This window comes from Streptomyces sp. NPDC006544, assembly GCF_040611715.1.
GTDB lineage: Bacteria > Actinomycetota > Actinomycetes > Streptomycetales > Streptomycetaceae > Streptomyces.
In genome coordinates this window covers 56,171-70,398 of record NZ_JBEXOV010000017.1, presented here as the reverse complement: position 1 = coordinate 70,398, position 14,228 = coordinate 56,171, and the positions used below count along the sequence as shown (strand labels likewise).

14 protein-coding genes and 1 pseudogene are annotated in these 14,228 nt (G+C 70.7%); 8 read left to right on the top strand and 7 right to left on the bottom strand.

The window, feature by feature from the left end:
* The first annotated feature begins 352 nt into the window (after window positions 1–352).
* A complete protein-coding gene (gene serS / locus ABZY44_RS11300; RefSeq protein ID WP_356652322.1) occupies window positions 353–1,630 on the top strand; it encodes a serine--tRNA ligase in 1,278 nt (425 codons plus the stop codon).
* On the top strand, window positions 1,627–2,439 hold the full coding sequence (locus tag ABZY44_RS11295) for an HAD family hydrolase (RefSeq protein ID WP_356652320.1): 813 nt from the start codon (window positions 1,627–1,629) through the stop codon (window positions 2,437–2,439). The genes serS and ABZY44_RS11295 overlap by 4 nt, the downstream gene beginning before the upstream one ends.
* Before the next feature lie 140 nt (window positions 2,440–2,579).
* Here ABZY44_RS11295 and ABZY44_RS11290 read toward each other — a convergent pair whose 3' ends face one another.
* Complete coding sequence (locus ABZY44_RS11290) at window positions 2,580–3,134, bottom strand: hypothetical protein (protein WP_356652318.1); 555 nt, start codon at window positions 3,132–3,134, stop codon at window positions 2,580–2,582.
* 163 nt (window positions 3,135–3,297) lie between these two features.
* Here ABZY44_RS11290 and ABZY44_RS11285 point away from each other — a divergent pair, with 163 nt between their 5' ends.
* Entirely contained in the window at window positions 3,298–4,302 is a 1,005-nt protein-coding gene (locus ABZY44_RS11285) for a histidine kinase (RefSeq protein ID WP_356652316.1), read from the top strand.
* 10 nt (window positions 4,303–4,312) lie between these two features.
* Entirely contained in the window at window positions 4,313–4,954 is a 642-nt protein-coding gene (locus tag ABZY44_RS11280; protein WP_356652314.1) for a response regulator transcription factor, read from the top strand.
* On the opposite strand, the gene ABZY44_RS11275 is transcribed toward ABZY44_RS11280, so the two are convergent.
* From ABZY44_RS11275 to ABZY44_RS11255, 5 genes are all read right to left on the bottom strand, one after another.
* Window positions 4,955–5,614 carry a rhomboid-like protein gene (locus ABZY44_RS11275; protein WP_356652312.1) on the bottom strand — a complete coding sequence of 220 codons (660 nt, stop codon included), beginning with the start codon at window positions 5,612–5,614 and terminating at the stop codon, window positions 4,955–4,957.
* A 130-nt stretch (window positions 5,615–5,744) separates the two neighbouring features.
* The gene (locus ABZY44_RS11270) at window positions 5,745–6,464 is read right to left on the bottom strand and encodes an ABC transporter permease subunit (protein WP_356652310.1); all 720 of its coding nucleotides are present in this window, start codon (window positions 6,462–6,464) and stop codon (window positions 5,745–5,747) included.
* 14 nt (window positions 6,465–6,478) lie between these two features.
* Window positions 6,479–7,390 (bottom strand): ABC transporter ATP-binding protein, encoded by a 912-nt coding sequence (locus tag ABZY44_RS11265; protein WP_356652308.1) that lies wholly within the window; start codon window positions 7,388–7,390, stop codon window positions 6,479–6,481.
* Window positions 7,387–8,274 (bottom strand): ABC transporter permease subunit, encoded by an 888-nt coding sequence (locus ABZY44_RS11260; RefSeq protein ID WP_356652306.1) that lies wholly within the window; start codon window positions 8,272–8,274, stop codon window positions 7,387–7,389. Before ABZY44_RS11260 ends, ABZY44_RS11265 begins: the two co-directional genes overlap by 4 nt.
* On the bottom strand, window positions 8,264–9,313 hold the full coding sequence (locus tag ABZY44_RS11255; protein ID WP_356652304.1) for an ABC transporter ATP-binding protein: 1,050 nt from the start codon (window positions 9,311–9,313) through the stop codon (window positions 8,264–8,266). Before ABZY44_RS11255 ends, ABZY44_RS11260 begins: the two co-directional genes overlap by 11 nt.
* A 194-nt stretch (window positions 9,314–9,507) precedes the next feature.
* Here ABZY44_RS11255 and ABZY44_RS11250 point away from each other — a divergent pair, with 194 nt between their 5' ends.
* The 4 genes and pseudogenes from ABZY44_RS11250 to ABZY44_RS11235 all read left to right on the top strand — a co-directional run bounded on the left by ABZY44_RS11250 (window position 9,508) and on the right by ABZY44_RS11235 (window position 13,301).
* The gene (locus tag ABZY44_RS11250; protein ID WP_356652302.1) at window positions 9,508–10,365 is read left to right on the top strand and encodes a M24 family metallopeptidase; all 858 of its coding nucleotides are present in this window, start codon (window positions 9,508–9,510) and stop codon (window positions 10,363–10,365) included.
* Entirely contained in the window at window positions 10,362–12,158 is a 1,797-nt protein-coding gene (locus ABZY44_RS11245) for an SDR family oxidoreductase (RefSeq protein ID WP_356652300.1), read from the top strand. The genes ABZY44_RS11250 and ABZY44_RS11245 overlap by 4 nt, the downstream gene beginning before the upstream one ends.
* Before the next feature lie 53 nt (window positions 12,159–12,211).
* Window positions 12,212–12,376 (top strand): annotated as a pseudogene (locus ABZY44_RS11240) (metal-dependent hydrolase); the annotation flags it as partial.
* 10 nt (window positions 12,377–12,386) lie between these two features.
* Entirely contained in the window at window positions 12,387–13,301 is a 915-nt protein-coding gene (locus ABZY44_RS11235; protein WP_356652298.1) for a MerR family transcriptional regulator, read from the top strand.
* A gap of 104 nt (window positions 13,302–13,405) precedes the next feature.
* On the opposite strand, the gene ABZY44_RS11230 is transcribed toward ABZY44_RS11235, so the two are convergent.
* Window positions 13,406–14,194, bottom strand: coding sequence for an aquaporin (locus tag ABZY44_RS11230; RefSeq protein WP_356652296.1), 789 nt, complete (start codon window positions 14,192–14,194; stop codon window positions 13,406–13,408).
* Between the last annotated feature and the right edge of the window lie 34 nt (window positions 14,195–14,228).

Here is a 14,228-nt window from a genome sequence, read left to right as displayed (position 1 = left end):
ATTCCCACCCGAATGAGTGTGTGAGGGTGGTTTGAACCCTGATTGAGCCTGGCCGCCCTCAGGGCCGGATTGATCTATTCCTGTGTCCACAGATGCGGCGCACAGCCTGTGGATAAGCCGCCCAGGTGGGGAATTCCTGTGGACAAAGAAGGGCCTGCGACCCTGCTCAGAGGCTGACCGGGCACCCCGCACCACGCCCCTTTTCGGGGAATGGACCCGGTTTATCGACCTCCGGGGAGGGGTCACTTCCGGCCGCCTTCCGGGAGTTTTCCATTCGCCGCAATTGGGACATAGTGACACGCAGCGTGATATCGGTGTGATCCCCGGAAGCCCGGGCCGGTAGCCTGGAGGGGTGATTGACCTCCGGCTGCTCCGTGAAGACCCTGACCGTGTCCGCGCCTCGCAGCGCGCCCGTGGAGAGGACGTCGCACTCGTCGACGCCCTGCTCTCCGCAGACGAGCGCCGCAGGTCCTCCGGTATGCGATTCGACGAACTGCGCAATGAGCAGAAGTCGCTCGGCAAGCTCATCCCGAAGGCCTCTCCGGAGGAGCGCACGGAGCTGCTGAAGAAGGCCGACCAGCTCAAGCAGGACGTCAAGGCGGCCGAGGCCGAGCAGAACGAGGCGGACGAAGCCGCCAAGCAGCTGCTCCTCCAGCTCGGCAACATCGTCCACACCGACGTGCCCGTCGGCGGCGAGGAGGACTTCACCGTCCTCGAGACCCACGGCACCATCCGCGACTTCGCCGCCGAGGGCTTCGAGCCCAAGGACCACCTGGAGCTCGGCGAGTCCCTCGGCGCCATCGACGTCGAGCGCGGCGCCAAGGTGTCGGGCTCGCGCTTCTACTACCTCACCGGCGTCGGCGCCCTGCTCGAGCTCGCACTCGTCAACGCCGCCATCGCCCAGGCCACCGAGGCCGGCTTCATCCCGATGCTCACCCCGGCGCTGGTCCGCCCGCGCGCCATGGAGGGCACCGGCTTCCTCGGCCAGGCCGCGGAGAACGTGTACCACCTGGAGAAGGACGACTACTACCTGGTCGGCACGTCCGAGGTCCCGCTCGCCGCGTACCACATGGACGAGATCATCGACGCGGACAAGCTGCCGCTGCGCTACGCCGGCTTCTCCCCGTGCTTCCGCCGCGAGGCCGGAACGTACGGCAAGGACACCCGCGGCATCTTCCGCGTCCACCAGTTCGACAAGGTCGAGATGTTCTCGTACGTCGCGCCGGAGGAGGCCGAGGCCGAGCACCAGCGGCTCCTGGAGTGGGAGAAGCAGTGGCTGACCAGCCTCGAGCTGCCCTTCCAGGTGATCGACGTCGCCACCGGCGACCTGGGATCGTCCGCCTCCCGCAAGTTCGACTGCGAGGCCTGGATCCCCACCCAGGGCAAGTACCGCGAGCTGACCTCCGCCTCGAACTGTGACGGCTTCCAGGCGCGCCGGCTGTCGATCCGCTACCGCGAGGGCAAGAAGACCGCACCGCTGTCCACACTGAACGGCACGCTGTGCGCCGTCCCGCGCACGATCGTCGCGATCCTGGAGAACCACCAGCAGGCCGACGGCACGGTCCGTGTTCCCCCGGTCCTGCGTCCCTACCTGGGCGGCCGTGAATTCCTGGAGCCGATCGCCAAGTGAGCGCGGCCCCGTTCCCGTACAAGCTCGTCGCGACCGATCTCGACGGCACGCTGCTGCGCGGCGACGACACCGTCTCCGAACGCACCCGTGAGGCACTCGTCGCGGCCACCGCGGCGGGTGCCGCCCACATCGTCGTCACGGGCCGCGCCGTGCCCTGGACCCGGCACATCCTCGACGACCTCGGCTACCGGGGCATCGCGGTCTGCGGTCAGGGCGCGCAGGTCTACGACGCGGGCGCGCACCGGCTGCTGACCTCGGTCACGCTCGACCGGAAACTGGCCGCCCTCGCATTGGAGAAGATCGAGGCCGAGGTGGGTCCGCTGGCACTGGCCGCCAGCCGGGACGGAGTCGACGGCGAGGTGCTGTTCGGTCCCGGCTACCAGGTGCACGAGGGGCTTCCGGCGATCTACCTGGAGGACACCGCCGACGTCTGGACGGAGCCGCTGAACAAGCTGTACATCCAGCACCCCGAGCTGGACGAGGACACCCTCGTCGAGGTGGCCCGGCAGACCGTGGGCAACCTGGTCGGCATCGTCATGGCGGGTCCGGGCATCGTGGAGATCCTGCCGCTGGGGCTCAGCAAGGCCACCGGCCTCTCGCTGGCCGCGCGCCGGCTGGGCGTGAAGGCGGCCGAGACGATCGCCTTCGGCGACATGCCCAATGACATTCCGCTGTTCGGATGGGCCGCGCACGGGGTGGCGATGGCCAACGCCCACGCGGAGCTGAAGGCGGTCGCCGACGAGGTGACCACGTCCAACGAGCAGGACGGCATCGCCGTGGTTCTGGAGCGTCTGCTGGGCGCCGCGTAGCCCGAAAGAAGAACGGGAAAGGTCCGGAACAGCCCGCGCCGCGAGGCGCGCTCGAAGTGGCTGTTCCGGACCTTCTTGTTGCTCCCCGCACGCATCACTCTGCCCCCGCCGCACGCCGCGTACCAGTGAATTTCCGTACGTCAGCGCTGCGTCCGGCGCCGACGCCAATAGGCGACGGTGACGATCGCGAGCAGGGGTCCCCAGAGGACCAGGGGCGCGTAGGCGGCGGTCATGACCCAGTACGCGGCCCCCGTGGGGGCCGTCGGGCCGGCCATGGCGCCGTCCCAGCGCAACGCGCCGTCAACGGTGATGAGGGTGACGGCCGCGGCTCCGAGGGCCGCCGGCAGCACGGCCGCGAGCGGAGGGATCCGCCGGCCCCCGAGCAGCGGCACCCAGTACGGCATCACCTCGCCCCAGCGCTGGACGAGACCGAGGCTGAGCAGGCCCACGCATTCGGCGAAGATGCTCAGTCCGATCAAGTAGAAGGACGTCGGACCGGGGAAGTTGTCGGCGTGCAGCAGGTCACCCGCCTTGAAACCGGACGGGATGCCGAAGGCGATCCCGATGCGCCACAGGCCACTCGGCAGCAGGGTGAGCGCGGCGCCCTTGGCGATCCAGCGGAGCGGACGGGAGACACCGGCAGCAGGGGCGGTGGCAGCCGTGTGGAGCGGGGGGCGGGTCGCGGTGGCGGTCATCGTCGAGTCCGTTTCAGGAGGCGTCGGTTGATGTCTCCAGCCTCGTCCTCGGGGTCCCCGCGAACCATCCGCCGATCAGCACGTTCGGCGGGCCGCCCGGCCCGGCCCGTCTCTGCCGATCGGCAGATGTCCGGCGGCGCGCGGGACTCGTAGGGTCGGGCGGGTGTCCTGGAAATCGCGTGCCCCCTATGCCCCCTTGCTGATCTCGGCCGCCCTGGTGTCGCTCGTCTGCTCCTCCCTGCGGGCCCCCGGGGCGTGGACGCTCGCGGGCGTGGGGGTCCTGCTGCCGCTGATGGCCCTGACGGCCCGTTGGTCTCCCGTACGCAGCGCCGTCGCCGCCTGCGCGGTGGGCGGTGCGGCGGTCGCCGTGTGGCCCGTTCCTCTGGTGCTGGACCGCGGCGCGGGACTCGGCGGCTGGCTCCAGGCGGCGGGTGCGGCGGCGTTCTGGGCGGCGCCCGCGCTGGGAGCGGCCGGCGCCGGGGCGTTCCTGCGACGTCAGGCGGACCGTGCCCGGCGCGCTGTTCTCGACGCGCGCCGGGATCAGCAGCTCGAGCTGGCCCGGGACCTGCACGACTACGTCGCGCACGACGTGAGCGCGATCGTGGTGCAGGCGCAGGCGGCCCGGTTCGTGGCGGACAGCGATCCGCGTCAGGCCGTCCTGGCGCTGGAGCGGATCGAGGCGGCGGGGCTGAACGCGCTCGCGTCGATGGACCGGACGGTGCACGCGCTGCGCGAGGGGGAGGGCGGTCCGAAGGCCCCGGCCCTGGGGCTCGCTCACCTGCCGGAGCTGGTGGGCCGGTTCGAGGGCGGAGTACTGGAGGCCGACGCCGGGGCGCTGGCGGGGTTGTCGCGGGACGCGGACGCGACGGCGTACCGGGTGGCGGTGGAGGCGCTCACCAACGTACGCCGCCATGCGGCCGGCGCCGGGACCGTGCGCGTGGTCGTGCGGCGGGTGGGGGCGGACACCGAGCTGAGCGTGGCGAACAGCGCGCCACCGCGCACGACGCGGACGCTGCTGGGCCGGCGCACGCATGCCGGTGGTACCGGGCTCGTGGGGCTGCGGGAGCGGGTGGAATCGGCGGACGGCACCCTGGAGGCGGGTCCGGACGAGGGCGGGGGCTGGCGTGTTCGTGCCGTCTTCCCGGCGGCGGGACGCCTCGACGGGTGATCATGTCGGGGTGACCACACGCATCCTGATAGCCGACGACCAAGAGGACATCCGCAGCGGCTTCCGGCTGATCCTCGATTCACAGCCCGACATGACCGTGGTGGGGGAGGCCTCGGACGGTCGGAGCGCGGTGGCGCTGGCCCGGGAGCTGCGGCCGGACGTGGTGCTGACGGACATCCGGATGCCGCTGCTGGACGGGCTGGAGGTGACCCGGCTGCTGGCGTCCGAGACCCGGGTGGTGGTGGTGACCACCTTCGACCTGGACGAGTACGTGCACACCGCGCTGCGCGAGGGTGCCTGCGGTTTTCTGCTGAAGCGGTCGGGGCCGGCGCTGCTGATCGAGGGGGTGCGGGCGGCCATGGCCGGGGACACGCTGATCAGCCCGCAGATCACGGTGCGGCTGCTGAGCCGGCCGGCCCGGGAGCGCCGGATCGCGCCGGTGGCGCATCCGTTGACGGAGCGCGAGGTGGAGATCGTACGGCTGGTGGCGAAGGGACACACGAACGCGGAGATCGGGGCCGAGCTCTTCATCAGCGCGGGGACCGCCAAGACGCACGTCGCCAATGTGCAGGCGAAGCTGGCGGTCCGCAACCGGGTGGGGATCGCCACCTGGGCCTGGGAGCACGGGGTGGTGGGGACGGACCGCTCCTGATCATGTTTCACGTGAAACATGAGCGGCGGCCCGGCGCGGGCGCGGATGCCGGGTCATCGGCCAGGCCAGCAGGCCGACGGCGAGCGCGATGGCGTGGCCGAGGTCGGTGAAGGTGCCTCCGGTGGTGAGCGGAAGGCCGAAGAAGGCCACGCATCCGGCCAGGTAGAGCCAGCGCCACGGGCCGGGCAGGCGGTAGGTCAGCACCCCGACGGCGGTCGCGAGGCCGTAGCTGACGCCGATGTCGACGACGTGGACCATGCTGCGCGGAGCGCGGTGGTCCTCGATGGCCATCAGGACCAGCTTCTGGCTGATGAGGGTGGCCGTGATGTGACCGGTCGCGATGACGAAGAGCCAGCGCAAGGTGCCGAGCCAGCGTTCGACGTTGGCCTGGAAGACCTCGAAGAGGACCACGTAAAGGGGGAGCGAGGACGGGCTCTGAATCCAGAAAGCGCTGCTGAGCAAGGCCCGTACGGGGTGGCGGGCGAGCTCGTGGATGTTACTGCTGTTGCGGTGGAGCAGGACGTGCTCCAGATGGTCGGGCACGATCACGACCACCACGCTGGTGAGGGCGATGATCAGCAGCCATATGTGGGTGCCGGGCGCGGAGCGTATCCAGGCCCATACGGGCCTGGACGGCTCGGGCTCCCTGTGCTCGATCATGTCCCGATGATGCCGCGCGAACCTGTGCCCCGCCTGGCCGGTGGGCCGGGCGGGGCACTGTTTCACGTGAAACATCCACGTTCAGAAGCGGGCAGGGGCACCCGCCGCGAGGCGGGGAGCCGGGTGCCCCCTACTCCTCGCCCGCCAGGGTGAGGCGGCGGAGCCTCTGTCCGGCGTAAACGGTGGCGCCGACGGTGACCGCGACGAGGAGGATCACGGCGGTGGGCAGCCCGACGGTGGCGTCCACGTATCCCTCACCGGCGATCTTCTGGGCCAGGGCCAGGGACCACTGCTGGACACTGAGGGTCTTGGCTCCGTCGACCAGGCTGCCGAAGAGCGATTCCCAGATCAGCGCGTAGACGAGACCGAAGACGACCGCGTGCCGGCTGACGGTGCCCAGCAGCAGGAACAGCGCGCTGTAGGCGACCGACGCGATGAGGGCGGCCACGGTGTAGGCGACGGCGATCTGCTGGCCGTTGCCGTTGAGGATGTAGCCGGCGATCAGGGTGGGGATCGCGGAGAAGACCATGGTGACGGCGATCGCGACGGTCAGCTTCGTCATGATGATCGTCGGGCGCTTCACCGGCTTGGAGAGCAGGTAGACGATCGAGCCGTCGTCGATCTCCGGTCCGATGGCGCCGGTTCCGGCGATGACCCCGATCAGCGGAACCATGGTGGCCAGTGCGAACCCTCCGAGGAGGTCGGCCGCGACCTTGTCGTCCAGGCCCGCGAAGGCGCGGACGGCGACGGAGATGACGATGAGCAGGGCGGGCAGCGCACAGAGGATCAGCGCGCGGCGCCGGCCGAGCAGGGCCCGGTAGGTGAGCCGGGCAACGGTGGGGTTGTACATGGATGCCAGCTCCTTCAGGCCGTGACGAGGTAGGAGAAGACCGACTCGAGGGACTCGTCGGAAGGCGAGACCGTCAGCAGCCGGATGCCCTGCTCGCGGGCGACCCGCGGCAGCAGCTCGGTGAAACGCCCGAAGTCGACGGCCTGGATGCGCAGCGCGCCCTCCTTGAGGTCGACCTCGATCCCGGCGGTGGACGGGTCGGCGATCAGGGCCGCGGCAAGGGCCCGGTCGTCGGAGGAGCGGACGAGGTAGCGGTGCGGGCGGTCCGTCATCAGGCGGCGGATCTTCCGGAAGTCTCCGGAGGCCGCGTGCCGGCCGGCGACGACCACCTCGATGTGGGAGGCGAGCTGTTCGACCTCCTCCAGGATGTGCGAGGAGAACAGCACGGTGCGGCCGTCGTCGCCCATCCGTCGCAGCAGGTCCATGAGCTGCATGCGCTGGCGCGGGTCCATGCCGTTGAAGGGCTCGTCGAGCAGGAGCACGGACGGGTCGTGGACCAGGGCGGAGGCCATCTTCACGCGCTGGCGCATGCCCTTGGAGTAGGTGGAGATCTTGCGGTCCTGCGCGTACTCCATCTCGACGGTGGCCAGGGCCCGCTGGGCCGCGACCTCGTCGAGACCGTGCAGCTCGGCGTTGGCGACGACGAACTCCTTGCCGGTGAGGAAGTCGTACATGGCCTCGCGCTCGGGTACGACGCCGATCTGCTTGTAGACCTGCTCGTTGCGCCAGATCGGCGCACCGTCGAGGGTGACCGTGCCCGTGGAGGGTGCGAGGAAGCCGCCCATCATGTTGATCAGGGTGGACTTGCCCGCGCCGTTGGGACCGAGCAGGCCCGTGACGCCGGGACCGACGCGCATGGTCACGTCGTTGACGGCGACGACGTTCCCGAACCAGCGGGAGGTGTGGTCGATGTCGAGGATGGTCACAGCCCGGCCTTCCGGTAGCGGGCCATCAGGGCGGCGTAGGAGCCGGCGATCAGGCCGAGGATGACGAGCAGGTAGACGGTGCCGGCCGCGGCCGGCGGGGCTTCCTGGCCGGGGAAGGCGGAGGTGGCGCCGAGGAAGGCGGCCTGGAATCCGTCGATGAGGCTGATCGGGGAGAACAGTCCCAGCCATTCGACGACTCCGGTCGAACCGGTGTTGTAGGCGATGCCCTGGACGGCCGTCACCGCGCCGTAGGGGATCAGGAGCACGGCGATGATGGCGGCGACGCCGAAACCGCGGCGCGGGGTGAGCGCGGCCATGATCAGGCCGAGGCCGGAGAAGAGCAGCGACAGCAGCAGTACGGACACCAGTCCCTGCCCGAATCCCTTGGTCTGGTCGCCGAAGTCGAACTTGGCGAGCAGCGAACCGATGTACATGATCAGCAGCGGCGTCGAGGTGAGGATGAAGAGGGCCGAGGCCATGGCCGCGAACTTGGCGACCACGTAGTCCCCGCGCTCGATCGGCCGCGAGAAGTAGAGGGGGACGGTCTTGAACCGCAGGTCGCGGGAGACCGACTGGGGCGCCTGAGAGGCGAGGTAGAGGCCGATGATCACCTGGGTGGTCAGCGCGTACGTCGTGTACTTGATCGGCAGGTCGGTGGAGCCCGGGACCGCGATGGCGACCGCGACGAGGATCAGCGCGGGCACGCACATCACCGCGAAGAGGAGCATCGGCAGCACCTTGGACTTGGCCGAGCGGCCGAGTCCGTAGGCACCGCGCAGGGACTGCGAGAACAGCGACGTGCGGGCGTAGGCGCGGCCGAGCCGGGGGCCTTCGTAGGACCGGTAGCCGATGTTGTGGATCTGGGTCGAGGTGTCAGGCGCCATCGGAACCGGCTCCCTTCTGCTGGGTGGCGTACAGGGCTGCGGCCTGCGCCGCCTGGGCGGCCTGCTGGTCGCTGTCGCGGAAGACCTCCGCGATGTGGTGTCGTCGCTGCTCCATGCGGACCAGGCCGATGCCGAGGTCGGCGACGGTGTCGCGGACGATGTCGTACGTCGCCTCGCCGTTCGCCTCGACCAGGAGGATGTGACCGGCTCCGGGCAGCCCCGCCTCCTCGCCGGCGTGCAGGGCGACGCCCGCCCCGGTGAGCGCCTTGCGCAGGGCGGCGGCCCCGTCCGGGTGCGCGTCGGAGTCGGTGACCTCGACCGCGAGCGTCGTGGTGGTCTGGGTGAAATCGCTGGTGGAGCTCGAGCGCAGCAGCTTGCCGCCGTCGACGACGACGACGTGGTCGCAGGTCCGCTCCAGCTCGCCGAGCAGGTGCGAGGTGACCAGGACCGAGATGCCGAAGTCGGTGTAGACGCGGCGGATCAGGCCCAGCATCTCGTCGCGGCCCACCGGGTCGAGCCCGTTGGTGGGCTCGTCGAGGAGCACCAGCTGGGGGTCGTGGACGAGCGCCTGCGCGAGTTTGACGCGCTGCTTCATGCCGGTGGAGTAGCCGCCGATGGGGCGGTAGCGCTCCTCGTACAGCCCGACGTGGCGCAGGGTGTCCGCGGTGCGCTCGCGCGCGGCGGTCGGCGGGAGCCCGGACATGCGCGCCATGTGCACGACGAACTCGGTGGCCGAGACGTCGGGGGGCAGGCAGTCGTGCTCGGGCATGTAGCCGACGCGCTCGCGGATCGCGCTGCCATGGGTGGCTACGTCGAGTCCGAGCACGGCGGCGGTGCCCTCGGTGGCGGGGGAGAGTCCCAGCAGAATCTTGATCAGCGTGGACTTGCCGGCTCCATTGGCACCCACGAGCCCGGTAACGCCGGGCCCGATGTCCAGGGAGAGCCGGTCGAGGGCGGTCACTCGGGGGTACCGCTTGCTCAGGCTTTCGGTCGCGATGACAGTCACGGGAACGACGTTAGTGGCGGTCCGGGCTCGCATCGTCAGACCTGAAGCCCGATCCTCCCTCCGCCTTCAGGACTACGGACCCCGACATAAGGCTGACTCCAGACTGACGCGCACCGGCCAACTTTGTCCACAGGTCCGTGCACGGGCCTTGACGTGATCTCCGGTCATTGTCACATTCATCAGTGTCAAGTTACGGGCGCGTACGGCTCTACGGACGGACGGCTGGCATGGCTGGGGACACCAAGCAACGCACCACAGAACTCTCCGCCGAACTGCGCGGGTTCAAGGAAGTGCAGCGCCTCGCCTACGAGTGCGCGGAGGCCGTCGCGGCCCAGTTGCGGCCCGGTGTGACCGAGCGCGAGGCCGCGCGGATGCAGCGCGACTGGCTGCGCGAGCGCGGGGTCCGGGACTGGTTCCACATGCCGTTCGCCTGGTTCGGCGACCGCACGGCCTTCACCGACTTCAAGATCCCCCTGCAGTTCTTCCCGACGAACCGGGCCCTGGAGCCGGGGATGCCGTTCATCCTCGACATGGCCCCGGTCCACAAGGGCTACACCGCGGACATCGGGTACTCGGGCAGCCTCGGCCTCAACCCGGTGCAGGACCGGCTCATGTCCGACCTCAGGGCCCACCGTGCGCTGATCCTGGACCAGGTGCGCGAGCGCCGCTCCCTGCGCGACATCTATGAGGACGTGGAACGGCTGATGATCAGCCAGGGGTACGCGAACCGGCACCGGGCCTACCCCTTCGGCGTCATCGCGCACAAGATAGACCGGGTCAGGGAGCGGCGCTGGTCGCCGACCGCGTTCGGGTTCGGCACGCAGGCCCTGAGGGGGCTGGTCTCGGACGCCCTGCACGGACACCGCGAGGGCTGGTCCCCGCTGTGGAGCCCCTACCGCTTCTCCGACCATCCCCCGCAGCCCGGCCTGTGGGCGGTGGAGCCCCACCTGGGCTTCCGGGGCACCGGCGCGAAGTTCGAGGAGATCCTGGTCGTCACCGACTCCGTGGATCCCGGCGAAAGCGCGTTCTGGCTGGACGACGATCTGCCGCACGTGCGGCGCTGGGCTGAGGAGAAGACGGCATGAGCGGGACGGCATTCGGGACGGCATCGGGCCCGGCGTTCGCGGGGGCGCGCGAGCGCCGGGTGAGTACGGGCGGGATCGAGCTGTGCGTCGTCGAACTCGGCGACGCCCGGCTGCCGACCGTGGTCCTGGTCCACGGGTACCCGGACAGCAAGGAGGTCTGGTCGGAGGTCGCCGAGCGGCTGGCCCCCCACTTCCACGTCGTGCTCTACGACGTCAGGGGCCACGGCCGCTCCACGGCACCGCAGCCGCTGCGCGGCGGCTTCACCCTGGAGAAGCTGACCGACGACTTCCTCGCGGTGGCGGACGCGGTCAGCCCGGACCGCCCGGTGCACCTGGTCGGCCACGACTGGGGTTCCGTCCAGGGCTGGGAGTTCGCGACGGTCTCCCGCACGGAGGGCCGGATCGCCTCCTTCACCTCGATGTCGGGGCCCTCCCTCGACCACTTCGGGCACTGGATCAAGAAGCGGATGGCGCGGCCCACCCCGCGCCGGGCCGCACAGCTCCTCAACCAGGGCGCCAAGTCCTGGTACGTGTACATGCTCCACACCCCCCTGCTGCCCGAGCTCGCCTGGCGCGGGCCGCTCGGAAAGCAGTGGCCGAAGATCCTCCAGCGGCTGGAGAAGGTCCCGGCCGGCACCTATCCCACGGCCTCGCTGCCCTCCGACGCCGCCCGCGGCGCCTGGCTCTACCGGGACAACATCAGGCCGCGACTGCGCCGGCCGCGCGCCGACGCGTACGCCCACGTGCCGGTTCAGCTGATCACCCCCACCGGCGACGCCTTCCTCTCCGAGCGGCTCTACGACGAACTGGAGCTGTGGGCCCCCGACCTGGTCCGGCGCACCCTGCCGGCCAAGCACTGGGTGCCCCGGACCCGGCCCGACCAGCTGGCCGCCTGGATCACCGAGTTCGTCACCTCCCGGGAGGAGCCCTCCACGCGGGTTCCCGAGCTCAAGGCCCCGGGCAAGTACGCCGACCGCTTCGGAGGCCAGCTGGTGCTGGTCACCGGAGCCGCCAGCGGCATCGGCCGGGCCACCGCCTTCGCGTTCGCCGAGGCCGGCGCCCGTGTGGTGTGCGTGGACCGGGACGCCGAAGGCGCGGCGCGCACCGCGGACATGGCCCGCCTCGTCGGCTCGCCCCAGGCCTGGGGCGAGTGCGTCGACGTCAGCGACGAGCAGGCCATGGAGAAGCTCGCGGTGAAGGTGGCCGCCGAGTACGGGATCGTGGACGTCCTGGTCAACAACGCCGGGATCGGCCTGTCCGGGCCGTTCCTGGAGACGAGCGCCGAGGACTGGAAGAGGGTCCTCGACGTCAACTTGTGGGGGGTCATCCACGGCTGCCGGATCTTCGGCAAGCAGATGGCCGAGCGCGGCCAGGGCGGCCACATCGTCAACACCGCCTCTGCCGCCGCCTATCTGCCGTCCAAGACCCTGCCCGCCTACAGCACCTCCAAGGCGGCGGTGCTGATGCTGAGCGAGTGCCTGCGCGCCGAACTGGCGGCGCAGTCGATCGGGGTATCGGCGATCTGCCCGGGCATCGTCAACACCAACATCACGGCCACCTCCCGGTTCACCGGGGTGGACGCGGCCGAGGAGAAGCGCCGACAGCAGCGCTCCTCGCGGCTCTACGGACTGCGCAACTTCCCCCCGGAGAAGGTCGCCGACGCGATCCTGCTCGCCGTGGTGAAGAACCAGGCCGTGGTCCCGGTGACGCCCGAGTCCAAGGGCGCCCTGTGGATGTCCCGGTTCGCGCCGGGCACCCTGCGGCGGTTCGCGAAGCTGGAGCCCAAGCTGTGAACGGGCCCGCCCAGCCGGTCCGGCGCAGCCCCGGGCGACCGGGTGCCGCGTGTCTGCCGCCCAGCCGGAGAGAGCTCGGCACGGCCATACCCCGCTCCCTGCGGCAGTCGTACCATCCCTCGCAGGAGGGCTCGCTGCGCAGGGCGGTCGGGTACCTTGCGGCTCCGCCCGCCGCCCGGTCCGCCGCGGGCGCGGTCGGCCGAGCCGCGATGTCGTAGGGAGCCGGGATTGTCCGATCAGGCAGTAGCCGAGTACCGGATCGAGGATCTGGCGCACCACAGCGGTGCGACCGTCCGCACGATCCGGGCGTACCAGGACCGCGGTCTGCTGCCGAAGCCGGAACGGCGGGGCCGCTCCAACGTCTACCGGGACACGCATCTGGCGCGGCTGCGCCAGATCGCCGACCTGCTGGACCGCGGGTACACCCTGGCCTCCATCAAGGAACTGCTGGAAGCCTGGGACGCGGGTCGCGGGCTCGGCGGTGTCCTCGGGCTGGTCGCCGAGGTGCACGGACCGTGGACGGACGAGGAGGCGGCCCGGATCAGCCGGGACGAGCTGAACGAGCGGTTCGGCGGCAGGCCCGACGACGACGCGGTGGGCGAGGCCTGCGAGCTGGGGGTGCTGGAGCGGATCCCGGGTTGCCCGGACCAGTTCCGCGTACCGTCCCCGCAGGAACTGGCGGTGGCCGCGGAGCTGTACGCGGCCGGGGTACCGCTGCCCGCCATCACCGGTCATCTGCGGGAGCTGCGCGGCCAGGTGGAACACATCGCGTCGCGCTTCCTGGAGTTCACCACGGAGCACGTCTTCGCCCGCTACCTGGGGGACGTTCCTCCGACGGACTCGGACGCCGCGGAAGCGGCGACGATGGTGCGCAGGCTGCGGCCGCTGGCGCAGCAGACGGTGGACGCCGAGCTGGCGCGGGCGATGCGGCTCTTCGCGACCCGGCACCTGCAGCGGCACCTCGGCGCGGGCGGGGTACCGCAGCCCTCGGGGCCGGCACCGGTCGCGCTGCCCGCCGAGACGGTGCGGGCGGTGCAGGACCTGGTGGGTCCCGACCATGTGGCGGAGTTCGTCCGAGCCGCCACGGAGCGGGAGCTGCAGGCCCGGACGATGAACGATCTGGCCAGCCGGGGCGGCCGGTAGTACTCGATCAGTAGTCCACAGGTCGGATCAGTTCGTTGCCGCCGAAACCGACCCAAAGGGCTGTGGACAACTCCGTTCTTCCTGTGGGGAACCGCGCCTTCGGCTCAGCTCGCGGTCTGGTACGCCGTGCCGGCGGCGCGGGTTTCGGCCACCGGCACGGCCAGCTCGGCCAGCTCGGCCGACTCGGTCACCGTGATCTTCGAGGATGCGCGCCCGCTTCCGTAGAGCAGTGCCGCGAGGACCAGGCCGAGGATCCCGCCGAGCAGCTGCGCGACGACGAAGCCCGGCAGCGACTGCGGGGCGATGCCGGTGAAGGAGTCGCTGAAGCTGCGCCCGATGGTGCCGGCCGGATTCGCGAAGGAGCCGGAGGAGGTGAACCAGATCGCGGCGGCGATGTACGCGGCGACCGCCGCCGGGATGAGCTTCGGGCGTCCCGTCCGGCCCAGCCCCTGGATCACGAGGACCAGCCCGGCGGTGGCGACGACCTCCCCGACGAGCAGGTGCCCGCCGTCGCGGACCTGGGTGGAGAAGGTGCCCGGCGTACGGCCGAACATCGCCTCCGCGAGGACGGCTCCGCCGATGGCCCCGGCGGTCTGGGCCACGGCGTAGACGAGGGCCTCGCGACCGCCGAGCCCTTCGCCGCCGGCGCGTCGCCCCCACCAGGAGGTGAGGGTGACGACGGGGTTGAGGTGCGCGCCGGAAAGGGGACCGAAAAGGGTGATGATCAGACCGAGACCGATCGCGGACACGAGCGAGTTGGCGACGAGGGCGACTCCGATGTCGGTGGTGAGGGCGGCGGCCTGGATTCCGGATCCGATCACCACCACGAGCAGGGCCGCGGTGCCGATGAGTTCGGCGGCCGCACGGCGCGGCAGGGACGTGCTGGATGTCATGGTCTCTCCCCCTGGGGCGGCGTTCAGCGGAAAA

Bases quoted from the DNA above. Each gene is read 5' to 3' on its own strand.
- ABZY44_RS11250 (WP_356652302.1), top strand. From the start codon at position 9,508: ATGGCTGGGGACACCAAGCAACGCACCACAGAACTCTCCGCCGAACTG.
- ABZY44_RS11255 (WP_356652304.1), bottom strand. From the start codon at position 9,313: ATGCGAGCCCGGACCGCCACTAACGTCGTTCCCGTGACTGTCATCGCG.
- ABZY44_RS11230 (WP_356652296.1), bottom strand. From the start codon at position 14,194: ATGACATCCAGCACGTCCCTGCCGCGCCGTGCGGCCGCCGAACTCATC.
- ABZY44_RS11290 (WP_356652318.1), bottom strand. From the start codon at position 3,134: ATGACCGCCACCGCGACCCGCCCCCCGCTCCACACGGCTGCCACCGCC.
- ABZY44_RS11270 (WP_356652310.1), bottom strand. From the start codon at position 6,464: ATGTACAACCCCACCGTTGCCCGGCTCACCTACCGGGCCCTGCTCGGC.
- ABZY44_RS11275 (WP_356652312.1), bottom strand. From the start codon at position 5,614: ATGATCGAGCACAGGGAGCCCGAGCCGTCCAGGCCCGTATGGGCCTGG.
- ABZY44_RS11245 (WP_356652300.1), top strand. From the start codon at position 10,362: ATGAGCGGGACGGCATTCGGGACGGCATCGGGCCCGGCGTTCGCGGGG.
- ABZY44_RS11260 (WP_356652306.1), bottom strand. From the start codon at position 8,274: ATGGCGCCTGACACCTCGACCCAGATCCACAACATCGGCTACCGGTCC.